General features: G+C 34.8%; 22 protein-coding genes. 16 read left to right on the forward strand and 6 right to left on the reverse strand.

Annotated elements, in window-relative coordinates:
• Positions 1-199: 199 nt before the first annotated feature.
• A complete protein-coding gene (locus C1638_RS13750; protein ID WP_228428158.1) occupies positions 200-1918 on the reverse strand; it encodes a T9SS type A sorting domain-containing protein in 1719 nt (572 codons plus the stop codon).
• A 242-nt stretch (positions 1919-2160) separates the two neighbouring features.
• Here C1638_RS13750 and rpmB point away from each other — a divergent pair, with 242 nt between their 5' ends.
• The 6 genes from rpmB (at position 2161) to C1638_RS13780 (ending at position 4619) form a co-directional block, all read left to right on the forward strand.
• The gene (rpmB, locus tag C1638_RS13755) at positions 2161-2403 is read left to right on the forward strand and encodes a 50S ribosomal protein L28 (RefSeq protein ID WP_002976757.1); all 243 of its coding nucleotides are present in this window, start codon (positions 2161-2163) and stop codon (positions 2401-2403) included.
• A 6-nt stretch (positions 2404-2409) separates the two neighbouring features.
• Entirely contained in the window at positions 2410-2592 is a 183-nt protein-coding gene (gene rpmG, locus C1638_RS13760; RefSeq protein ID WP_027373683.1) for a 50S ribosomal protein L33, read from the forward strand.
• 20 nt (positions 2593-2612) lie between these two features.
• Entirely contained in the window at positions 2613-2765 is a 153-nt protein-coding gene (locus C1638_RS13765) for a DUF4295 domain-containing protein (protein ID WP_073175385.1), read from the forward strand.
• Between the two features lie 89 nt (positions 2766-2854).
• Positions 2855-3325: a RidA family protein gene (locus C1638_RS13770; RefSeq protein ID WP_109621865.1), complete on the forward strand. Its 471-nt coding sequence runs from the start codon at positions 2855-2857 to the stop codon at positions 3323-3325.
• A gap of 15 nt (positions 3326-3340) precedes the next feature.
• Positions 3341-4294 (forward strand): signal recognition particle-docking protein FtsY, encoded by a 954-nt coding sequence (gene ftsY, locus C1638_RS13775; protein WP_109621867.1) that lies wholly within the window; start codon positions 3341-3343, stop codon positions 4292-4294.
• Between the two features lie 70 nt (positions 4295-4364).
• Entirely contained in the window at positions 4365-4619 is a 255-nt protein-coding gene (locus C1638_RS13780; RefSeq protein WP_109621869.1) for a GlsB/YeaQ/YmgE family stress response membrane protein, read from the forward strand.
• Between the two features lie 71 nt (positions 4620-4690).
• Here C1638_RS13780 and sppA read toward each other — a convergent pair whose 3' ends face one another.
• On the reverse strand, positions 4691-6451 hold the full coding sequence (gene sppA, locus C1638_RS13785; RefSeq protein ID WP_109621871.1) for a signal peptide peptidase SppA: 1761 nt from the start codon (positions 6449-6451) through the stop codon (positions 4691-4693).
• A gap of 20 nt (positions 6452-6471) precedes the next feature.
• Between sppA and folK the strand changes: the two genes are divergently transcribed.
• From folK to fmt, 6 genes are all read left to right on the forward strand, one after another.
• Positions 6472-6888, forward strand: coding sequence for a 2-amino-4-hydroxy-6-hydroxymethyldihydropteridine diphosphokinase (folK, locus tag C1638_RS13790; RefSeq protein WP_109621873.1), 417 nt, complete (start codon positions 6472-6474; stop codon positions 6886-6888).
• Positions 6889-6905: 17 nt separating this feature from the next.
• Entirely contained in the window at positions 6906-8015 is a 1110-nt protein-coding gene (locus tag C1638_RS13795; protein ID WP_109621875.1) for a flagellar motor protein MotB, read from the forward strand.
• Positions 8016-8065: 50 nt separating this feature from the next.
• Positions 8066-9589 carry an OmpA family protein gene (locus C1638_RS13800; RefSeq protein ID WP_109621877.1) on the forward strand — a complete coding sequence of 508 codons (1524 nt, stop codon included), beginning with the start codon at positions 8066-8068 and terminating at the stop codon, positions 9587-9589.
• Positions 9590-9800: 211 nt separating this feature from the next.
• Positions 9801-11240, forward strand: coding sequence for an OmpA family protein (locus C1638_RS13805; protein ID WP_109621879.1), 1440 nt, complete (start codon positions 9801-9803; stop codon positions 11238-11240).
• A gap of 78 nt (positions 11241-11318) precedes the next feature.
• Positions 11319-13226, forward strand: coding sequence for a RecQ family ATP-dependent DNA helicase (locus tag C1638_RS13810; RefSeq protein WP_109621881.1), 1908 nt, complete (start codon positions 11319-11321; stop codon positions 13224-13226).
• A gap of 122 nt (positions 13227-13348) precedes the next feature.
• On the forward strand, positions 13349-14299 hold the full coding sequence (gene fmt, locus C1638_RS13815) for a methionyl-tRNA formyltransferase (RefSeq protein WP_109621883.1): 951 nt from the start codon (positions 13349-13351) through the stop codon (positions 14297-14299).
• A 117-nt stretch (positions 14300-14416) separates the two neighbouring features.
• Here the strand turns inward: fmt and C1638_RS13820 are convergent, their stop codons facing one another.
• The 3 genes from C1638_RS13820 to C1638_RS13830 form a co-directional block, all read right to left on the reverse strand.
• Positions 14417-14998: a Crp/Fnr family transcriptional regulator gene (locus C1638_RS13820; protein WP_109621885.1), complete on the reverse strand. Its 582-nt coding sequence runs from the start codon at positions 14996-14998 to the stop codon at positions 14417-14419.
• A 102-nt stretch (positions 14999-15100) separates the two neighbouring features.
• Positions 15101-16222, reverse strand: coding sequence for a 3,4-dihydroxy-2-butanone-4-phosphate synthase (ribB, locus tag C1638_RS13825; protein ID WP_106914733.1), 1122 nt, complete (start codon positions 16220-16222; stop codon positions 15101-15103).
• Positions 16223-16289: 67 nt separating this feature from the next.
• Entirely contained in the window at positions 16290-17294 is a 1005-nt protein-coding gene (locus tag C1638_RS13830) for an LLM class flavin-dependent oxidoreductase (RefSeq protein WP_109621887.1), read from the reverse strand.
• Positions 17295-17577: 283 nt separating this feature from the next.
• Between C1638_RS13830 and C1638_RS13835 the strand changes: the two genes are divergently transcribed.
• The 3 genes from C1638_RS13835 to C1638_RS13845 all read left to right on the forward strand — a co-directional run bounded on the left by C1638_RS13835 (position 17578) and on the right by C1638_RS13845 (position 19656).
• Entirely contained in the window at positions 17578-18057 is a 480-nt protein-coding gene (locus C1638_RS13835; RefSeq protein WP_123838379.1) for a hypothetical protein, read from the forward strand.
• A gap of 44 nt (positions 18058-18101) precedes the next feature.
• Positions 18102-18530, forward strand: a complete 429-nt coding sequence (locus C1638_RS13840) for a hypothetical protein (protein WP_109621891.1) — start codon at positions 18102-18104, stop codon at positions 18528-18530.
• A 277-nt stretch (positions 18531-18807) separates the two neighbouring features.
• Positions 18808-19656 (forward strand): M12 family metallopeptidase, encoded by an 849-nt coding sequence (locus C1638_RS13845; protein WP_109621894.1) that lies wholly within the window; start codon positions 18808-18810, stop codon positions 19654-19656.
• 38 nt (positions 19657-19694) lie between these two features.
• Here the strand turns inward: C1638_RS13845 and C1638_RS13850 are convergent, their stop codons facing one another.
• The gene (locus C1638_RS13850; RefSeq protein ID WP_109621896.1) at positions 19695-21821 is read right to left on the reverse strand and encodes a helix-turn-helix domain-containing protein; all 2127 of its coding nucleotides are present in this window, start codon (positions 21819-21821) and stop codon (positions 19695-19697) included.
• 82 nt (positions 21822-21903) lie between these two features.
• Between C1638_RS13850 and C1638_RS13855 the strand changes: the two genes are divergently transcribed.
• Complete coding sequence (locus C1638_RS13855) at positions 21904-22356, forward strand: peptidylprolyl isomerase PrsA family protein (RefSeq protein ID WP_109621898.1); 453 nt, start codon at positions 21904-21906, stop codon at positions 22354-22356.
• Positions 22357-22483: the final 127 nt, after the last annotated feature.

Consider the following 22483-nt stretch of genomic DNA (forward strand, 5'->3'; position numbering starts at 1 on the left):
TTTAAATATTAATTACACTTGCTTTAAAACTTACAATACAAGAATCTGCGTTATCCGCAAGACCTGCAATAGAAACATAAATTCTTGCAGACTTTGCAGATAACGCAGATTTTTTTCATTTAAATATCAAAAGATTCACCCTATAAAAAAAAGAAAAGCCAGCTGGACGTCTGGCTTTTCTCATGATAGAATGATTCAGTTATTTAATTGTAAGTTTTTTCGTGGTTATTTCGTTTTTTATTTTCAGTTTTAATAGATATACTCCTTTTGGTAAATGAGAAACATTAATAGATTGGTCCCCATTTAAAATAACATTCAGCTTTCGTCCCTCCATTGAATAAACTTCAGCTTCTGAAACTTTTTCTCCTTTAATATAAATCTTATCAGAGGTAGGGTTTGGATAGATTACAAGTTGTTTTTCTTTATTGATATTATTTTCTTTAGTTCCCAGTGTACCTACTGTAGAAACATCTGAATATGCCTTTGAAGCATCAATGGTTCTTACGCTCCAGTATACATTTTGAACAGACGGATCTAAATCCAGAAACCAAGAAGGGGTTGTTACAATATATTTAGCAATATCCTGCGCTCCCTGAGTTGATCCTACCTTAATTTCATAACGTAAGGCATTAACAGGAGTCTTATCATCAGTTGCACCACTCCACGTAAAATTAAACCTGTTTCCGCTTCTTGTCAAATTAAGATGGGTAGGAGCTGTTGGTTTTGCATTCATAGCTGTGGAATTATTTTTAAAAACTTTCGTTAGCGATGGCAATTCTGAATCCGACCAATCAAATCCACCTAATACAACATCTAAGTGGTTATCATTATTAAAATCAAACAATTGCACCATTCCCGGGCCACCCAAGTTATATATACCGTTTGTTGTTCCTTCAGTAAATGTCTGACTGGATGCATTGTATAAATAAGTCTTTACAACAGCATTGTAGTTTATATTACCAGAAATGATAAAATCATAATATCCATCATTATTCAGGTCTCCTACGCTTAATGACGCGTCTTCAATTTCAGCAGGGCTGATCTGTTGGGTAACCAATGTACCTGTTCCATCATTCATTAAAACTGCAAAATAAGGATCATCATTAGCATCCTTACCAGCAACTACAACATCCTGAAAACCATCCGCATTAAAATCTGCAATCTCAAGTTTACCGGATGTCAAAGAATCAAGAGATTGCGAATCAACCAATGTTCCTCCCTGATTTATATATACCTTGGATACAGGATCTCCGTTGATATCAGATCCAATAACAATGAGATCCAAAAGATGATCATTGTTTAAATCCACTACCTTAAAACTCCCGTTTTGAGTTCCATTAACCCAATTTTCAGTCATTTCAAAACCAGATCCTGTATTTCGGTAAAAATCTAATGTATTATTAAACTCCCCACTACCATGGGCAAATTGAGTTCCGTTGATTGCATAATCTTGCTTTCCGTCATGGTTAAAATCAAAAATTTCCATGGAGCCATAAATTTTCCCGGCAAGTTCTTCCTGTCTTACAAAACCTACTCCTGTATTTTTAAACCGATAATGTTTATAGTTCACAATATCCATATAGCTAAGCCCAGTGGAAATCATATCCATCAACCCGTCATTATCAAAGTCAATGAATTTTACATCTCCCAAATGCGTCACATCTCCGCCAAGATCTGTATAAGGCTGGAATGTTGTCCCATTATTCTGATAAACTTCATTATAAGTAGCATCAGGCTGCCCGTCTCCATCGGAATCTATTGCTCCAGTAACTACAATATCCAAGGTGCCATTATTGTCGATATCAGCAATATCAGAAGCTGAAAAATAAAAATTATTCATCCCGGTCTGTATCTCACTAAAGCTTTGCGCTGCCAAGCCTACAGGAAACATAGACAATAGAAAGTAAATTCTCTTCATGTTATTCTTATTTAGATTAATTAAAAACAAAGATAGAATATTAAATTTCCTCTTTAGAAAAAAGCCTGTATGAAATATATCAGCAGCGATTTTCGGCTATATCCCAGAAATTCGGCTATTTTAAAAAATCAATATTATTAATCAGCCACTTATTTATAAATATTTTCCAAAAGATTTGTCTATCTAAAAAATTCTTCGTTATTTTGCACTCTCAAATATTATACAAATAAGAACATCGAGATATGTCAAGAATTTGCCAAATAACAGGAAAGCGTGCAATGGTTGGTAACAACGTTTCTCACGCTAATAACAAAACGAAGCGTCGTTTTGAAATTAACTTATTAGAGAAGAAGTTTTACCTTCCGGAGCAAGATAAGCACGTTACACTGAAAGTATCAGCTCATGGATTGAGAGTGATTAACAAGATTGGAATCGAAGAAGCTATTGAAAGAGCTACTAGAAACGGATTGATTAAAAAGAATTAATAAATCATGGCAAAAAAAGGAAATAGAGTTCAAGTAATCCTTGAATGTACAGAGCACAAAGAAAGTGGTATGCCAGGAATGTCTAGATACATTTCTACAAAAAACAAAAAGAACACTACAGAGAGATTGGAATTGAAAAAATACAATCCTGTTCTTAAGAGATCTACCCTTCACAAAGAAATCAAGTAATTTATAAATAATAATTTACCATGGCAAAGAAAGTAGTAGCAACCCTACAAAGCGGTCAATCTAAAAAGATGACTAAAGTGGTGAAAATGATTAAGTCTTCTAAATCAGGAGCTTACGTTTTCGAAGAAAAAGTAATGAACGCTGATGAAGTAGATGGTTATTTGAAAAAATAATTAATACTTTATTTACAATATAAAAAACTACTCATATTTTGGGTAGTTTTTTTGTTATCTTTGTTCACCAGATTATTAATCAATGAAATATGAAAAAAATTCTAATTCTGGCTTGTACAGTAATTTTTCTATTTTCATATAGTCAGGAAACAATGAATACTATAGAATATAAAAGTTCGTCAAAAGTTTTCAACATCCCGGGATTATCACAATCAGTAAGTATTGATTGTGGAAGTTCTAAAATGATTTTATTATCTGGACAGGTCCCCTTAGATTCAGCGGGTAACCTGGTGGGGAATAATGTAGAAGAGCAGACACAACAGATTTTCAATAACATTGAAAATATTCTGAAAGAATACGGAGGAACAGGAAAAGATATTGTAAAACTGGGAATTTTCATCACAGACATATCAAAAACCCCTGATTTTAGAAAAACAAGGGACAAACATGTTAATCTTCAAAACCCTCCTGTAAGCAGCCTTGTAGAGGTAAGCAAGCTTTTCAGAGATGATGTATTGATAGAGGTAGAAGCCACAGCAGTGATTAAAAACAAAAAATAAGAATAAACTAAAACTATGAGTTGGTTTAAAAATATTTTCAAAAAAGAAGAAAAAGAAACCTTAGATAAAGGATTGGAAAAATCCAGCCAGGGATTCTTTGAAAAAATGACGAAGGCCGTTGTCGGTAAAAGCAAGGTAGATGACGAGGTACTTGATAACCTTGAAGAAATCCTGATTGCATCCGATGTAGGCGCCTCTACCACCATCAAGATCATAGAAAGAATTGAAGAACGTGTTTCCCGTGACAAATATGTAGGGGTAAGCGAACTGGATACAATTCTTCGCGATGAAATTGCAGGTCTTTTGCTTGAAAATCCTCATGCAGGAACAGGAAATATAGACACTTCCAAGAAGCCATATGTGATTATGGTAGTAGGTGTAAACGGAGTTGGAAAAACAACAACCATTGGAAAACTGGCTCACCAGTTTAAATCCGAAGGTAAAAAAGTAGTTTTAGGAGCGGCTGATACCTTTAGAGCTGCTGCCGTTGATCAGCTTACCATCTGGAGTGAAAGAGTGGGTGTTCCTATCGTAAAACAAGGAATGGGCTCTGACCCTGCTTCTGTAGCTTTTGATACAGTACAAAGTGCGGTTTCACAAAATGCTGATGTGGTGATCATCGATACTGCGGGAAGACTTCATAATAAGGTTAACCTGATGAACGAACTTTCCAAAATCAAAAGAGTAATGCAGAAAGTAATTCCTGATGCACCTCATGAGATCCTATTGGTTCTTGATGGTTCTACAGGACAAAATGCATTTGAACAAGCAAAGCAGTTTACAGCCGCTACTGAAGTAAACGCATTGGCAGTAACAAAATTGGACGGAACAGCAAAAGGAGGTGTTGTTATTGGTATTTCAGACCAATTCCAAATTCCGGTAAAATATATAGGTGTAGGCGAAAAAATGCAGGATCTACAGCTTTTTAATGGTACGGAATTTGTAGACTCATTCTTCAAGAAAAGATGATTTATATCATGTTTTCCCTTATATTAGCAACAAATCATTTTTAAATATTAACAATTAAAATCTTAAGACTATGGGAATTTTAACTTGGATCATATTTGGTCTTATTGCGGGAGCCATTGCTAAATTAATAATGCCTGGTACTCAAGGAGGCGGATGGCTAATAACAATTATCCTGGGAATTATAGGAGCTTTTGTTGGGGGATTTATAGGAAATTTTCTTGGCTGGGGAACAGTTGACAGTTTTGATTTCAGAAGTATGCTACTTGCCATAGGAGGATCTCTGATTGTCCTCTGGATTTACGGAATGGCTACAAAGAAAAGCTAATCGATATTAATAAAAAATAAAATCCCGGATCTGAAATTCAGATCCGGGATTTTCTGTAAAATATAATTTAGTTAGTTGTTGATTCTAATCTGGTAAGGCATTTCCATTTTCACTTCAGACTGCAGCTTCTTGTCTGTAATCTGCTGTAAAATCTCATAGTTGGATTTTCCTATTTTACTCTTGATGATTCTCGCCGAAACATCCTCTTCATTAAGGTCCTTAAAGATCTGCTCAAAAGGAGACATTTTTTTAGGGAAAGTCTCAACATGGTAAGTGGACTTTAATCCTGCTTTCTGCGCTGCAAACTTTACCGCATCATTCAGCGTTCCCAATTCATCCACTAATCCAATTTGCTTGGCACGAACACCACTCCATACTCTACCGCCACCTACATTATCGATCTCCTCAAAAGTTTTCTTTCTGTTTTGAGTAACAAAATGTACAAATCTCTTGTAAGTACCTTCTACACTCTTTGTCATCATATTTACACCATAAGGTGTTACTCCATTCAATCCTGAATAATACATAGAGTTTGCATTAGTAGAAACAACATCTGCACGAATTCCGTTCTTGCTGGCAATATCCTTATAATAAGGTAGCACTCCGAAAACCCCGATAGAACCAGTAAGCGTATTAGGCTCAGAATAAATTTTATCAGCAGCCATTGCTACATAATATCCTCCTGAAGCAGCGTAATCACCAAATGAAACTACCAGTGGCTTTTTCTTTTTCAGCTGTTGTAGTTCAAACAAGATTTCATCTGAAGCATTAGCACTTCCTCCCGGAGAATTAATTCTAAGAACAACAGCTTTCACCTTATCATCTTCCTGAAGTTTCTGAATATATTTCACATATTTATCAGAATGGATGTCGTTATACTGATCTCCATTATTGATAGATCCTGAAGCATATAGTACAGCTACCTTTTCACCAGATTTATCCTCATCAGCATAAGAGCTAATATAATTAGCCAAAGAAACTTTGTTCAGCTTTTCCTTATCTGTTAAGCTTAATTTAGATTTAAGCAAATTTTCATATTCTGTCTTTTGAATAAGTTTATCCGCAAGCTTATATTTCAAACTTTGTTCAGGAATCATTCCATATAAACTATCAACAATCGTTCTGAACTGAACTGTATCAATCTTTCTGGATGTTGCCATTTTATAGGAAGTATTTTTCCATAGGTCATTCAAGAGAGTACTTAGCTGTTCTTTATTTTCAGGGGAAATATCATTTCTTAAAAATGGTTCCACTGCAGATTTAAATTTACCGTGACGAATCACTTCAATCCCGATTCCATATTTATCAGCGAAATCCTTAAAGAATGTAACTTCAGTAGCTAGACCTTTTAATTCTATTCCTCCTGCCGGATGAAGATAATATTTCTCAGCTACCGATCCTAAATAATAAGCCGATTGAGAAACTCCGTTACCATAAGCATATACAAATTTTCCACTTTTCTTAAAATCCTCAATGGCATTTCTAAGATCATCAATCTGTGTTAACCCTGCATTCAGCTCATCAGCTTCAATACTGATTCCTTTGATATTATCATCGGTTTTAGCCTTATTAATAGCTTCCAGTGCGTCATATAAAAGAACACTCTTGTTCTGATTACTGATACCAAATAGTCCCATTTCTTCTTCAGTAGGGCTATCTATTATGTTTGTCTTTAAATTAATCGTAAGAACCGAGTTCTTTTTCACCGCAACAGCCTTATCACTTCCCATAGAACTGAACACAATCAACATAATGAAAAAGATGAAAAATACAGCGCAAAGTATAACTATTGCTACTATATTTGCCAAAACATTTTTAAAGAAACTTCTCATAAATCAATAAATTTTCCAATATGTCGCAGCAAAAGGTAGTTTTGTTACTAGGAAGTAACCTTGGAGAGCAAAAAAAAAATATAGAGCTGGCTTTACAGAAAATAAGTGATGCAGGAAATAACATTTCACAAACCAGCGAATTTTTAATGTCTGATCCTGTAGAATTTGTTAGTTCCAATATTTTTTGTAATATTGCAGCAGTAATATTCACGCATCTTTCACCAATTCAACTGCTTGATTGTATTAAGGAAATTGAAATTGAAATGGGAAGAATTAATGATTCAAAAATATCAGGAGGCTACACAGATAGAGTTATAGATATTGATATCATTAAGTATAATGAATTAAATTTTAAGTCAGAAAGATTAGAAATCCCTCATAAAAAACATCTTTTTGAAAGGGATTTTTCCAGAATATTATTAAAAGATTTTATTTAAAACATAAAACATATTGTATGAAATTAGGTTTATTATTATTGGCTACCACATTGCCAATTGCAGCTTTCGCACAGAATAGCAGTACTACAGTAAACTCTTCTACTGAGTATCCTAATACTTTTTCCTCAGGTTCCGCTAATGTAAAACCTTTCGATAACAAAGCCAGACGTTTCAGAGACTGGTCTATTTCAGTTGGTGGAGGTCCGGCATTTATGGTTCACTCTGATCTTAAATCTCTTCGCAAGGATAAGACCAACTGGGGTTATAATGCTTACGTAAGTATTGACAAGCAAATTTCACATACTTTTGGTCTAAGCTTAATGTATACAAGAGGAGAAACAAAACAAACAGGTCAACTTCCTGGTACAGCCGGTCAACTTGCCGGAGTAGCTACTGCAACAACTCAATTTGACCAGATTGCTCTAATGGGAGATATTAATTTCTCTAATCTATTAAGAAGGGTTGACAATCACTCTCCTTATAGATGGGCTTTCCATGGATATATGGGAGTCGGTGTTCAAGGGTTCAGAACGTCATTACATGACAATAATGAAAACAGATGGAGCACTAATCCAAAAAGAATTCCTTTATTTATTAAACAAGATATAGACATCAACTCCATATTCTATCAAGGAGGTTTGGGTGTAAAGTATAATGTTTCAAAACTTATTGACGTTGAAGCAAGAACCATGTACATTATCAGTGGTGATGATGAATTCGATGGTGGTGGATGGGCTGGTCCTGGTGAATATGACCCAGCTTCAGTAAGTTATAATAAGCTTAATCCAAGAAGATCTGACAATGCATGGACTGTAAGTTTAGGAGTATCTTTCAAATTAGGAAAACACCTATCTCACTTAGCATGGCATGATCCGCTTCAGGAAGCATACTACAGAACCAGCGTTCTAGAAAATGCAACGACAGATCTTGTAGTTTGTGAAAAAGGAGATGCAGATAATGACGGAGTATGTGATGATTGGGACAGACAATTGGACACTCCTGCTGGAGCAAGAGTAGATGGTGCTGGTGTTGCCCTTGATATGGACCTGGATGGAGTTATTGACCTTTATGACAAGTGTGTAACTGTTCCTGGACCTGTTGAAAACAACGGATGCCCAATTAAATAATAAAAAGAAGCTAAAAACTGCTTTTCAAAAATCAAAATAAATAATACACGATGAAATTAAGTTTAGCAATTGCTGCACTGGCTTTGGCGATGCCTGCTATCAGCTATGCACAAGACTCTGCAGCAACTACAAACGAAAAGTATCCAAATACTTTTTCTTCTGGTTCTGCGAATGTTTCCCCTTTCACCCAACAATCAAAAAGGTTTAATGACTGGTCTATTTCAGTTGGAGCAGGTGTTCCATTGATGCAATCAGCAGATTTAACTTCCATAAAGAATGGTAACGGTAAAAACCTTTTTGGATACTCTGCTTATGTAAGTATCGACAAGGCGATTACCCACGCTTTTGGAATTAACTTACAATATGACAGAGGTGAAACCAGACAAGGATGGTTCAATACCAAGGATGCTGCCCCTGATGCAACTGCTGTAGGTGCAAGAACACAATATGATGCAATTTCAATCTTGGGAGATGTTAACTTTTCTAACCTTTTGAGAAGAGTTGATAATCATTCACCTTACAGATGGGCTCTTCACGGATATGCAGGTATCGGTACGATTGCCTACAGAGCTTACCAAAAAGACAGTAAGGGACAAAATCTAGTGACTGAAATCAAACCTTTCCAACTTGGATCTATGTTTATGCAAACGGGTGCTGGTTTGAAGTTTAAGGTAAATAGAAGAATTGACATTGAAGGTAGATTAATGTATGTGATTACTGGTGATGATGAGTTCGATGGTGGTGGTGATAAATACAGTGCTGTCAATAGACGTGAAGAACAGGTTTCTGATAACTTCTTCAATGCAACACTAGGTCTTTCTTTCAAATTAGGAAAACATGAATCTCACCTAATGTGGCATGATCCACTTCAGGAAATTTATTACAAACTTGATGTACTGGCGAATAAAAATCAAGACGTTGAAGTATGCAAGAAAGGAGATGGTGATAATGATGGGGTATGTGATGATTGGGACAGACAGCTTGACACTCCTGCTGGAGCAAGAGTAGATGGTGCCGGTGTTGCCCTTGATACTGACCTTGATGGTGTAATCGACCTTTACGACAAGTGTGTAACAGTTCCTGGACCTGTTGAAAACAATGGATGCCCAGTAAAAAAAGACAATAAAGAGACTGCAGTAGAAGTAGAAAAAACACTTAAGGATATCTACTTTAACTTTAATAAAGCAACAATAAGACCTGAATCTAATCCTAAACTTGATTTAGCTGCTTCAATTATTAAAGAAAACGGAGGTAATTATCTGTTAACAGGACATACCGATATTAAAGGTAATGCTGCATACAACCTAAGATTATCTAAAGAAAGAGCTGCTGCTGTAGTTGGAGCTTTAGAAACTAGAGGAATAAACGATAATGTATTAAAATCTAGAGGTGTGGGTTCTGCAGAAGCAACAATACCCGCCTCAGCTTCAGACGCTGAAAGATTAGCTGACAGAAAAGTTACAGTAAGATTTATAGAAAGTTCTGAATGGAATTCTATTCAAAAGAAAGATTATGAAGATGCTCCTGTAAAAAAAGCTACTAAAAAAGCTCCTGTTAAAAAAAAGAAAAAGTAATTTCTTATTAAATACATAAACCGAAAAGAATTGTTCTTTTCGGTTTATTTTTTTCTACTACGAAATATTTTACATACCTTTATATCATTTTCAAGGCAATAGGTGCCAAATAAACAGGGTATCAGTATAGTTGTATTGAAAAAAAATAACACAAAATCACTTTTTTACGTAAAAAATCATTTAATATAACTTAACTTAAAAAAATAACACTATGAAATTAAGTTTAGCAATTGTTACCTTAGCATTGGCCATTCCTACCGCCAGCTATGCGCAACAAGACTCAACGGCAGTTTCAAATGGAAAGTACCCAAATACTTTTTCTTCTGGGTCTGCTAATGTTTCCCCTTTCACCCAACAATCAAAAAGGTTTAATGACTGGTCAATCTCAGCTGGGGTTGGAGTTCCATTGATGCAATCAGCAGATTTAACTTCCATCAAAAATGGTAACGGTAAAAATCTTTTTGGATACTCTGCTTATGTAAGTATTGATAAAGCGATTACTCATGCTTTTGGAATTAACCTACAATATGACAGAGGTGAAACCAGACAAGGATGGTTCAATACCAAAGATGCTGCCCCTGATGCAACTGCTGTAGGTGCAAGAACACAGTATGATGCAATCTCAATCTTGGGAGATGTTAACTTCTCTAATCTTTTGAGAAGAGTTGACAATCATTCTCCTTACAGATGGGCTCTTCACGGATACGCAGGTATCGGTACGATTGCCTACAGAGCTTACCAGAAAGACAGTAAAGGACAAAATTTAATGACTGAGATCAAACCTTTCCAACTTGGATCTATGTTTATGCAAACGGGTGCTGGTTTGAAGTTTAAGGTAAACAGAAGGATTGACATTGAAGGTAGATTAATGTATGTGGTTACTGGTGATGATGAATTTGATGGTGGTGGTGATAAATACAGTGCTGTTAATAGACGTGAAGAACAGGTTTCTGATAACTTCTTCAATGCAACACTAGGTCTTTCCTTAAAACTAGGTAAACATGAGTCTCACCTAATGTGGCATGATCCACTTCAGGAAATTTATTACAAACTTGATGTATTGGCGAATAAAAACCAAGATATTGAAGTATGTAAGAAAGGTGACGCAGATAATGACGGGGTATGTGATGATTGGGACAGACAACTTGACACTCCTGCTGGAGCAAGAGTAGATGGTGCTGGTGTTGCCCTTGATACTGACCTTGATGGTGTAATTGATCTTTACGACAAGTGTGTAACGGTTCCTGGACCTGTTGAAAACAATGGATGTCCTACAACCACTACTGGACCTGTAGTAGAAACAGAAACTAAATTGGAAGGAATTGAGTTTGATTTAAATTCTGACAGAATTTTACCTTCAAATACTCCTATTCTAAACAATGCTGTAAATTATATCAATTCTTCCAATGGTTCTTATAGTGTAATAGGTGCTACTGATACAAGAGGTACTGATGCTTACAACAAAAAACTATCTGAAAGAAGAGCAAACAACGTTAAGAGTTATTTGATCAAAAACGGAGTTCAATCTGGCAAACTAAGCGCAGTAGGTAAAGGTGAAAAAGACCTTAAATACCCTGAGTGTGAACCAGCAACTAAGTGCCCTGAATGGAAAAACAGAGCAAACAGAAGAGTATACTTCGAAGCTAAATAATAAACTTATTAATTTATTATACAAAAGTCACGCATTGCGTGGCTTTTTTTGTCATAATTCTTTGCTTATTTTTACAACATGATTTCTCCGCAGGATTTTCAAAAGCTAAAATATGATACTCTTAAGTATTTCTGGGGTCACAGTGATTTCAGAGATTCTCAGGAAGAGATTATCAATGCTGTTATTAATGAAAAAGATACACTGGTACTTCTTCCCACAGGTGCCGGAAAATCATTATGTTATCAGCTTCCGGCCTTGCTTAAGGAAGGAACCTGTCTGGTAATATCACCTTTGCTTGCATTAATGAAAGATCAGGTGAATCAACTTAAGTTTAGAGGCATAGAAGCTGAATATTTATCCTCAGAACTTGATGAGTATGATGCAGAAACCATTTATAACCGTTGTAAGGAAGGACTTACAAAGCTTCTTTACATTTCTCCTGAAAGATTGACCAATACTCAGTTTCTTCAAAATATTGAGGAAATTGAATTATCATTCATCGCAGTAGATGAAGCTCACTGTATTTCAGAATGGGGGCAGGATTTTCGTCCAAGCTATCAAAACATTAAAGGATTTAGAAGCAATAATCCCGAAATTCCTTGTTTAGCTCTAACAGCCACGGCAACTCCAAAGGTTCTAAAAGAGATTAAAAGTAAACTTGAACTTAGGAACCCGGCTGTCTTTCAAAAAAGTTTTAAAAGAGATAATATCAAAATCTTTACAGAAGAGGTTTCAGATAAGTTTCAACGTGTACTTGATATTTTAAAGTATAATAACGATTCTGGAATTGTATACGTAAGAACGAGAAAAGAGGCAGAGCTTTTAGCAGAATTTCTGAAAAAAAATCACCTGAAGAATGTTGATTATTTTCATGCAGGTTTAACAACAAAGGAAAAAAATACAAAGCAAAACACCTGGAATAATAGCGACAACCAAGTCTTAATTTCAACCAATGCCTTTGGAATGGGTATTGACAAGGACAATGTACGATTTGTTCTTCATTACTCTCCTGCTCCATCCCTGGAAAACTTCTATCAGGAGATTGGGAGATCAGGACGAGACGGAAAGGAAAGTTTTGCTTTCATGCTTTGGAACAAACAAGAACTTCTGAATTTTGATCAGATCTTAAAAAACCAAATTCCCAACAAAGCAGAATTTTTGAAGATCATTAGCTACCTCTACTCTATCTTTCAGGTAGCAGAATTTGAATTACCGGAAAAAACATTTCAGCTGAATACAGTCGGAATACAAAACTTCACAAGATTATCCAAAGCAAAGATCAACAATGTACTCAACTTCCTGCACAATCAGGAAATCATTTATTATAATGCTAACAAGAGTTTATCATCCTTAGAACTTTTCATCAAGGCGGATGAAATAGATCAATTACCACAAAAAGATGCTTATTTCTTAGAGCTTCTTTTCCGCACGATGTCCGGAATTACAACTCATAAGGTATTGTTCAGTGAGCAGCAGGTAAGTAATAAGATTGGGGTGAGTGTCCCGTTAATCAAAGAACGTTTGAAAGAGCTTCAGCAAAAAAATTATCTGGAATATATAGATGGAGCATTATCTAGTATAAAGTTTTTAAAACCCCGAGATGAAAGGGTTATTCATAATGCTTATTGGAAACTTTTTGAACATATTCAAAGAAATAAGATCCAGAAATGGGAAGAAATGAAGTTTTATGTGGAGGACAATGATTATTGTAAAATGAAACTCATCCTTGCTTATTTTGGTGAAAAAAACTCAAAGAACTGTGGGCATTGTTCTGTCTGTGAAAAAAATAAACAGTCTATTTTCGGAAAAAATATATCTCAGCAAATCATCAATCTATTGGCCAAAAAATCTTCGACCATAGAAGAGCTTTCTGTACAACTAAGCTATCATTCTAAAGAAAGTATTTTGGAAAGCCTGATCTTTCTACTAGATTCCGGAAAGGTAAGAATGTTGAATTTCAGAACATATGCACTGAATCACGGGTAATAATATTTTAAAAACTAGATTCCTCTTCAACTATGCATTTCGTTCATCGAACTTGTAACTTCGTTTAGTATATCATATACTCTCTCCTACTCAATTTTCAACTAAAAACTTATCTTTGTAGTATGAAATCATTGAAAGTCGTTTTTTTAGGAACTCCTGAGTTTGCAAAAACTTCATTGGAGGCTATTCATCAATCTCATCATAACGTAGTAGGTGTTGTAACTGTAGCTGATAAAGCAAGTGGTCGTGGACAAAAGATTAATCAATCAGCCGTAAAAGTTTACGCTGCAGAAAATAACATTCCTGTTTTTCAACCTGAAAAATTAAGAAATCCTGAATTCTTGGAAGAACTTAGAAAACTCGATGCAGATGTTTTTGTAGTTGTGGCTTTCAGAATGATGCCTAAAGTCCTTTTTGAAATGCCGAAAATGGGAACTTTCAATCTTCATGCATCTTTATTGCCTGATTACCGAGGTGCTGCTCCTATTAACTATGCGGTGATTAACGGTGAGGAAAAAACCGGAGCAACAACTTTCTTTATTAATGAAAAAATTGATGAAGGAAATATCCTTCTTCAGAATGAACTGGAAATCCTTCTTGATGAAAACGCAGGAAGTCTTCACGACAGATTGATGGAAATGGGTTCAGAATTAGTTGTAAAAACTTTGGATGGGTTAGCTGAGAACGCTATTGAGGAAAGACCTCAACCACAAGTAGAACATCCGAAAAACGCTTATAAAATCTTTAAAGAAGACACCAAAATCAATTGGGATGCCCCATCAAAAACAGTTCATCAGTTTATCCTTGGAATGTCACCTTATCCTGCGGCTTTTACCACTTTAAAAATTGGAGAGGAACAAAAAGGGTTAAAAATATTCGACGGTAAATTTGAAATTTCAAACCACGGGAAGCATTCAGGGACCTTAGAGATTTCGAAAAACGAATTTAAAATCTATACCGAAGACGGAATTTATTATCCACAGGAACTTCAATTAGAGGGTAAAAAAAGAATGAATGTGAAAGATTTTCTGAACGGCTTCAGAAACTTTGATGAAATTACTCTACAAGATTAAATATATACTTATTTAGATCTCAAAATCAAGAAAATATTCAACCACTTTAGCTATTGTAAGGAACAAACTTTAGACCTATTAAAGTAAGCTTACGATAACTAAAGTAGTTTTTTTGAATCAATTTTTATTGACTATTTTTCTACGGATTCTGCTGATAAACTCAGGTGTTACTCCCAAATAAGCTGCAATCTGAATATTGGTAAGACGATGGGCCGTTTTTGAGTAATCCTTTAAAAACCCGACATACCGTTCTTCTGAAGATTTGCTTAAGTTATCAATAATTCTGCGTTGCAATGCTATAATTGACATTTGAAACTTAAGTCTCATCAGTCTTTCTATTTCTGGCATTTCCTGATATAATTTTTCTTTATTCTCCTTTGAAATAAGAAGAATTTCGCTATCCTCAAGAGCCTGAATATTCAGCTTAGATGGAATACCGTTGATAAAGCTATCGATGTCTGAAATCCACCAATTTTCAATACCAAAGTATAATATCTGTTCAGAAGCATTTCGATCGGTGTGAGAAACCTTAAAACAGCCATTAACTATAAACCCCTCGAATTCACAGATATCTCCCTCCTTCAAAAGAAAATCTTTCTTTTTAATTTTTCTAAGAATAAAGGCATTACAATATCTTTCCAATTTTTCATCTGAAATGTCAACATATTCTCGAATGTGTGTTTTTAAAGATTCCATCATAATTTAAAAATAAAAAAAGGTTTAGAAAAATCCTAAACCTTTTATTCTATATTATAAACAATCAGTTACAGTGAACTCAGTTCACAACTGATCATCTATGTATTATAATTGTACCAACTCAGTAACCTCTACATCATATCCTCCAACCTGAGGCTTAATATTAGGGTTTTGAGTGATTACTTTAAACTTATTAATTCCTAAGTTCTTTAAAATCTGCGTTCCAATACCATAATCTCTATAGTTGTACGCTAAAGTAGGATGCTGCTCCTGCCCGTCCTGATAGTTTAGGAACTGCTGAAGTTTTCTTAGTGTATTTTCAGAATTTGAAACGTTGTTGATGAAAATAATTGCTCCTTTACCAGCTTCGTTTACCATACCGGTTACTTTTTCCAATAAAGGTTTTTCACCGTTATTCAATCTTGTTAATACATCAAAATAAGAATCTGAAGACTGAACTCTTACCAAAACCGGCTCATCTACCGTCCAAGCTCCTTTTGTCAATGCAAAGTGGATTTGGTCATTAGAAGTCTCTCTGAATGCATAAAAGTCAAAATCACCGTAGTGGGTCTTTACTTTTTTCTCTTCAAGTCTTTCAACAAGGTTTCCTTTTTTAAGCTGATAGTGAATCAAATCTTCAATAGAAACAATCTTCATATCGTGCTTTTGAGCAAAAGCATGAAGTTCAGGTAAACGAGACATTGTTCCATCTTCATTCATGATCTCACAGATCACTCCTCCTTCTTTTAATCCTGCTAAATGAGTAAGATCAATGGCAGCCTCTGTATGTCCTGCTCTTTTTAATACTCCTCCTTTTCTTGCACGAAGCGGGAAAATGTGACCAGGTCTCATAAAGTCTGTAGGCTTGGACTTCTCATCCATCAAAGCTAAAATAGTTTTTGCTCTGTCACCTGCAGAAATACCAGTGGAAGTTCCGTTACCTAAAAGGTCAACAGATACTGTAAAAGCAGTTTCCTTAGGATCGCTGCTTCTGCTTACCATCACCTCAAGTCCTAGTTCATCACATCTTTTTTCAGGAAGTGGCATACAGATTAGCCCTCTTCCGTAAAGTGCCATGAAGTTAATAATTTCAGGTGTTGTCAGTTCTGCTGCACAAAGAAAATCTCCTTCATTCTCTCTGTCTTCATCATCTACTACTATGATTATTTTACCATTTTTAAGGTCTTCAATAGCCTCTGGAATAGTATTTAATTTAATATCAGACATTTTTACTTTTTATTTTTGCAAAGATACTCATAAAAATAAGCATCTGCCAATTAATATGAATGGTTTATTACGCTTTGAATAAAGAGTTCACAGCATCTCTGAAAATCTCGTAGGATCTTAATCTTTTCTGATGACCGTAAATATGTGAATTGATCATGAGCTCATCTACATTGAATTTTTCCTGAAAATCCTTAAGCTTTTCCTGAACTTCCACCTGATCCCCTATAAAAGTATATCTCAGCTTCTGTAAAACCATAGATTTTTCCATTGGTGACCAGATTTCATCCATATCATCTACAGGCGGCGCAAAAGGCTTTCTGTCATTTCTTACAATATTGATGAATGCCTGAAATAAAGTAGTCGAAATTAGATGTGCTTCTTCCGTAGTCTCCGCTGCTACTCCGTTTACACAGGCAATGATATAAGGTTGAGCCAGATGTTTTGAAGGTTGAAAATGTTCTCTGTAAATTTTAAAAGCCATTTCCATCTGTTCCGGAGCAAAATGTCCGGCAAAAGCATATGGCAGACCAAACTCAGCCGCCAACCAGGCACTATCCGTACTTGATCCTAAAATATAAATAGGAATATCTAATCCCTCTCCAGGAATAGCACGAACCATTGCATCAGAATTTTCCTTGGAAAAATACCTTTGAAGTTCCAGAATCTGTCTAGGAAACTGTTCATTAATGATTGCTGGATTTCTACCTAATGCCTGAGCTGTTAAACCATCAGTTCCCGGCGCTCTCCCTACCCCAAGATCAATTCTTCCGGGAAAAAGAGACTCCAATGTGCCGAATTGTTCGGCAATAATTAGGGAACTGTGATTTGGAAGCATTATTCCTCCTGAACCTACTCTTATTTTTTTTGTTCCATTGGCAATGAAACCAATTAAAACTGAGGTTGCAGAACTGGCAATGCTTTCCATATTGTGGTGCTCAGCCAGCCAAAATCTTTTATAATCTAAGTTTTCAGTGTGATTGGCCAAGGACAAACTGTCCTGAAAAGTATCATGAATGCTCTTATCTTGCTTTACTGGTGCAAGATCTAAAACAGAAATTTCAAAATTTTTCATATTGAAAGGCTAATTTTCTAAAGGTGATATGAAATCTCCTTTGTTGATTTCATAATTCTAAATTGGGTTTTTAAAAACAAACAAATTTAAAACATAAAAACTGCATTAGTTACTTTTTGTAATTGATAGGATTGATCGCTTAGTTCAGGGAAAAACTATTGAAATTCAATTTTTATTTAATCGATTTTACTTATACATTTTTGAGCCTATCGTTTTTAATTCATTTTGTATATTTGGAGCCTATAGGAAAAATTAAAAACTGTCAAATCAATTGAAGAAAACCATGACAAATTCAGAATCCAGAATTGATTTTATCATGAAAGAGTTGGAGGCTTCAATGGATGGCAGAAAAGCAATTCACAATAAGAATACAAGAAAGAATAAAATCAAGCTAACAAAATCTCAATATGAAGAAACCTTTATATTGTGGAGATTATCGCGATTTCTGAAAATGGAAGAATATAACGGGATTGATTTTCAGCATAAATCTTCAAGCTTTCAATTGTCTAATGGATTATCGTATGAGCCCATCCTATCCTTACTCAATTCAAAAGCTGTATTTGAAAATTATCAACCTAAAGAAAATGATTCTTTATTGATATGGATAGAGTATAAACATGCTGAGATTAATAAAAAAACCAGGCCTTATATTGGGAGTTATATATCTTTTATCTATTCCCATGAATGGGCATTGAATAATGGGCATGATTCTATGTATTGTGATTACGAAACCTTGTGCGAGGGAGAAATAAAAATTTTCTAACCATTATCTTTATTATATTTGAAAAACTAATAGTATATAAACTTATGAAAGGAGAAGTAAAATTCAAAAGAAGAATATTCAACATCGACAATCAACCTTTTGAATTATGGATCAATAAAAGTATAATCGACGATACCCAAAAAAGTGACTTTAGCTGGTGCTGGCGAATTGATTTGAAAAAATTTGATGATATTGAAAATGATGAAGAGAATCTACAACAATTGATGGTCATCATCATCCAAAGAATTATGAAAGTGGCTACCATTAAGATCACAGGAATCACTCTTCACAAAAATATATATGAAATCATCTTTTATGCAAAAGAAGATGACACCACAAAAATCGCTACAGAGTTCGTTGAGCTTCCTCATGAAATTGAAGACAGGGAAAAAAGATTCATCGGATACCATTCTAAAAGGGATCAAAACTGGGAATATGTGAAGATGTATTTTGAAGCAATGTCTAAAAAGTAATTGTGATTTTCTTTCATGAAAATAAAAGAGATTTTGGCCACTGTCAAAATCTCTTTTTTATTACTTATTCTTCTTCTCTCGATTATCCATTAAAGTAATGTACAGTAAGGGAATTCTTTATGATTCCATATTTCTCCCGTAGTACACAAGAAATTAATAATCATTAAAAAACAAAACATTTTAACATATATAAATCATCAATAAGAGAAATAAATTATTATATTAGTATTTGAAAATTAAACAGATAACATTTTGAAACCATTTTAAAAATATTGATATGAACAAACAACTTAATGACTTATTTTCTCCGAAGATGTTGACTAAAAGAACAATCTTCATGAGTTTTATTGTTGCAGCTACATTCATTTCTTGTAGTAAAAATAATGAAGAGATTGCAACAGAGGCACAAACAACAGCCTCCAATATGGAAAACGTTATAAAGGGCCAACTGAATGGTCAGGAGATTACTTATGAGAAAAAAGATGGAATGAATTTCTTTCAGGGAGATATCGTTCTTACAGACCAGCAGTTAACGGAAGAGCGTTCATCCCATAAAGGAGGTGCCAGTTTCTCAAGATGGCCCGGAGGTAAAATTTATTATACTATTGCAGGCAATATGGGCTCTATCAACGTAAATAAAATCAATACGGCTGTTAGTGAATATAACTCCAAAACAAATACCCAATGGATTCCTCGTACCAATCAGAGTAATTATGTAGAATTTATTTTTGGAAGCTCATCTGGAGCAGATGGATGGGCACATATCGGTTATCAGGGTGGAAAGCAGACTGTTTCTTTGGATCAGTACATTTCTGTAGGATCAGTCATTCATGAAATGGGACATACAGTGGGACTTTATCACGAACATTCCCGTAAAGACAGAGATCAGTATCTTAGTATTCAGTGGGGTAACATTCAGGATGGACAGGCTTATAATTTCAATATTTACAATTCAGGAACAGATATAGGTCCTTTCAATATTAATTCGGTGATGATGTATTGGCCAAATTCTTACTCTAAAAATGGACAACCCACCATTAAAAGAGCGAATAATACAACCTTTACATATAATAGAACAGGATTTACAACCGGAGATATCAATACGATCAATACGATGTATCCATAATATTCAATATAAAAGGCTTAAAGCAGGAAAAGAATTCTTTACGAATTCTTTTCCTTTTTATAATTATAATGATTGATCAAAATTCTGATCTCATTAAACTCAAAATTGCTTGGCAATGCATTCTTCCATTCGGTTAAGGTTTCATGTGGATTTTTGTAAAACTCTGTCTCAAAAGCCTTGATTTTATCCGAAACAATTACTCTTGAAATATCCAGTAATCCCTGTTCTGCAAACTTGGCAAGATGCCCGATGACGGTTTCTTTTACCAATCCTCTTTCCAAGGCAATTTCCCCAATGGTTTTACCTTGTTCAAATAATTGAAAAGTTAAAACCTGTGATGGAACTTTAGCTATTTTCAGACTGACTTCTTTATCATTTTTTTCATCTAAAAGTTTTGTATCAAGAAGATGAATTTCTTTCAGACTATTCAGATATTCTTCAGTATCCTCAAGCCAGCCTTTGAATTCTTCGTTGTATTGCTTCAGACCTTTTGCTCCTTTTATTTCAGCATAGAACTCTTTCAACGGATCAAAGATTTTATTTCTGGTTTCAGTAAAAAAGAAATTAACGGCTCCTTTCGACTTACTTTCAATCTCCGTCCATTCTTCTTTTTGTTCAATGAAATTATTAACTTTCTGAAAGATTACCCTTTCTAACTTTTCAAAGATTTTTCCGAGATTAGTTGCTTCATGTTTTAATTGAAGATACAATTGATTGGTCTTTACGTGATCAATATTTTTAGTCACAATGGAAAGTTTATTCCAATCCTCAACTTCTTTTAAAAACCACTGGCAATCCACAGTACGAAGTACTTTTCTGATGCTGTAATCATATTTTTCCTGATTCAAAATAGATTCTACGTGATCATTTGCCACTGTATCGGTATGGAAATGTAAAATTCTATTATCCTTAAAGATCACTTCTGGAGTAATTTTAGATTTTAAAACAATTCCCTCCAGTGTTCTACAACGTGATAAGGCAACATATACCTGACCAGCCGTAAAACTTTTCCCTGCGTCAATAATTACTTTATCAAATGTTAATCCCTGACTTTTATGGATGGTAACGGCCCAGGCTAATTTAATCGGGAATTGTTCAAAGCTTCCCAAAACCTCTTCCTTAATGGTTTTATCCGTATCTAGAAAATATTTTTTCTGTTCCCAGGTTTCTCTTTTTACTGTAATCTCTCTTTCATTTCCATCAAGAACTACACGGATTTCATTTTCATCAAGACCAATGATTTCCCCCAATTTACCATTGAAATATTTCTTTTCTCCGGAAATATCATTTCTGATGAACATCACCTGAGCACCAATTTTTAATTCTAAAAACTGTTCATTGGGAAATTGATTTTCCTTAAAGTCTCCTACCAATTTTGCTTCGTAGGTTTGAGCATCAACTTTTATTTCCGTTAATTTTTCCTGATTGATCTCATCCGCCATTTTATTGTGTGAACATAGATAGACATAGGATTCTTTCCCCATATCAAAATCAGGATCATATCTTTTGTTGAGATGATCAAAATCTATATTGGCAACATCACCATCACGAATAGCATTCAAAATCTCCAAAAATTCTTCATCAGATTGCCTGTAAACCTTTGTCAGTTCGATCGTAACAATCGGAATATCTTTAATGGCATGGCTATCGAAAAAGAATGGCGAATTGTAATACATTTTCAGAATATGCTCATCTCTTACCACTGGTGGAAGCTGAAATAAATCCCCGATGAATAACATTTGTACTCCACCAAACCTTTGATTATTTCTTCTGATAAATCTTAAGGAAAAATCCATCATGTCCAGAACATCAGCCCTCAACATGGAAACCTCATCAATGATGATGATCTCAACCTCTCTTAAAAGCTTGAGCTTATCTTTTCTATATTTGAAATGAGGCATCAGATCAGCAATATTATTAGCCAAACTGGTATCTATTCTTTCTGTTGTAGGCAAAAAGGTTCTTAATGGTAGTCCAAACATGGAGTGAATAGTCACTCCTCCTGCATTAATGGCAGCAATTCCTGTAGGAGCAATTACAATATGCTTCTTCTTGGTTCGTCTTACAAAATCATTAAGAAACGTTGTTTTCCCCGTTCCCGCTTTCCCGGTAAGGAAAACACTTCTATTGGTATACTCTATTAAGTCAAAAAAATGATTGTTCATCGTCGTCAAAAATACGGAAATGAATTTGAATTTCTTACCTTGGCATAAGTTTTGAAAATTCTTAAAAAGAAAAAAGTCTATTGTGAAAAAAAATTTACTCTATATTTCAGCAGTAGTATTCTGTACTACAATAGCTCTGGTTTCCTGTAATTCGTCGAAGAATCTTAATACCAATCTTCCTGTAGATATTGCAAACCGACCTGCTGATGAAGACAGTCAGAAATATGATCAGGCCCAACTGGATAAGTTAAAAGCCTCCATCGAATCTGAAGCAACAGGAGAAAAATGTACGGATGCCAGTGAGTGGACATTTGCTCCCATGGGAGTAAAAGCCTGTGGTGGACCTCAGCAATATATCGCCTATTCTAAAAAGATAGAGTCCAGTATTCTACCTAGGATTAATGAATATACAGATAAGGTAAGGATTTTTAATGAAAAATATAATATTACCTCTGATTGTATGGTGATTACACCTCCAACTTCTCTAAAGTGCATCCACGGGAAAGTAAGACTTATCACTCCTGATGATAATTAAAAATAAAGCAAAGGTTCTATAATCAAATCAACAAAAATCCCGTTCCTAAGAACGGGATTTTTACTTATATCTGAAAAGTAAGACTCTAGAGATGAAGATAAGGGGGCAATATTTAGCACGTAAGCTT

Source organism: Chryseobacterium oncorhynchi, assembly GCF_002899895.1.
GTDB lineage: Bacteria > Bacteroidota > Bacteroidia > Flavobacteriales > Weeksellaceae > Chryseobacterium > Chryseobacterium oncorhynchi.

Excerpts from the sequence above, each read along its gene's own strand:
- C1638_RS13835 (WP_123838379.1), top strand. The coding sequence starts at position 17,578 with ATGACAAATTCAGAATCCAGAATTGATTTTATCATGAAAGAGTTGGAG.
- C1638_RS13750 (WP_228428158.1), bottom strand. The coding sequence starts at position 1,918 with ATGAAGAGAATTTACTTTCTATTGTCTATGTTTCCTGTAGGCTTGGCA.
- C1638_RS13845 (WP_109621894.1), top strand. The coding sequence starts at position 18,808 with ATGAACAAACAACTTAATGACTTATTTTCTCCGAAGATGTTGACTAAA.
- C1638_RS13840 (WP_109621891.1), top strand. The coding sequence starts at position 18,102 with ATGAAAGGAGAAGTAAAATTCAAAAGAAGAATATTCAACATCGACAAT.
- C1638_RS13765 (WP_073175385.1), top strand. The coding sequence starts at position 2,613 with ATGGCAAAGAAAGTAGTAGCAACCCTACAAAGCGGTCAATCTAAAAAG.
- C1638_RS13810 (WP_109621881.1), top strand. The coding sequence starts at position 11,319 with ATGATTTCTCCGCAGGATTTTCAAAAGCTAAAATATGATACTCTTAAG.
- C1638_RS13830 (WP_109621887.1), bottom strand. The coding sequence starts at position 17,294 with ATGAAAAATTTTGAAATTTCTGTTTTAGATCTTGCACCAGTAAAGCAA.
- C1638_RS13800 (WP_109621877.1), top strand. The coding sequence starts at position 8,066 with ATGAAATTAAGTTTAGCAATTGCTGCACTGGCTTTGGCGATGCCTGCT.
- fmt (WP_109621883.1), top strand. The coding sequence starts at position 13,349 with ATGAAATCATTGAAAGTCGTTTTTTTAGGAACTCCTGAGTTTGCAAAA.
- C1638_RS13795 (WP_109621875.1), top strand. The coding sequence starts at position 6,906 with ATGAAATTAGGTTTATTATTATTGGCTACCACATTGCCAATTGCAGCT.
- sppA (WP_109621871.1), bottom strand. The coding sequence starts at position 6,451 with ATGAGAAGTTTCTTTAAAAATGTTTTGGCAAATATAGTAGCAATAGTT.
- ribB (WP_106914733.1), bottom strand. The coding sequence starts at position 16,222 with ATGTCTGATATTAAATTAAATACTATTCCAGAGGCTATTGAAGACCTT.
- rpmG (WP_027373683.1), top strand. The coding sequence starts at position 2,410 with ATGGCAAAAAAAGGAAATAGAGTTCAAGTAATCCTTGAATGTACAGAG.
- C1638_RS13820 (WP_109621885.1), bottom strand. The coding sequence starts at position 14,998 with ATGATGGAATCTTTAAAAACACACATTCGAGAATATGTTGACATTTCA.
- C1638_RS13805 (WP_109621879.1), top strand. The coding sequence starts at position 9,801 with ATGAAATTAAGTTTAGCAATTGTTACCTTAGCATTGGCCATTCCTACC.
- ftsY (WP_109621867.1), top strand. The coding sequence starts at position 3,341 with ATGAGTTGGTTTAAAAATATTTTCAAAAAAGAAGAAAAAGAAACCTTA.
- rpmB (WP_002976757.1), top strand. The coding sequence starts at position 2,161 with ATGTCAAGAATTTGCCAAATAACAGGAAAGCGTGCAATGGTTGGTAAC.
- folK (WP_109621873.1), top strand. The coding sequence starts at position 6,472 with ATGTCGCAGCAAAAGGTAGTTTTGTTACTAGGAAGTAACCTTGGAGAG.
- C1638_RS13850 (WP_109621896.1), bottom strand. The coding sequence starts at position 21,821 with ATGAACAATCATTTTTTTGACTTAATAGAGTATACCAATAGAAGTGTT.
- C1638_RS13780 (WP_109621869.1), top strand. The coding sequence starts at position 4,365 with ATGGGAATTTTAACTTGGATCATATTTGGTCTTATTGCGGGAGCCATT.
- C1638_RS13770 (WP_109621865.1), top strand. The coding sequence starts at position 2,855 with ATGAAAAAAATTCTAATTCTGGCTTGTACAGTAATTTTTCTATTTTCA.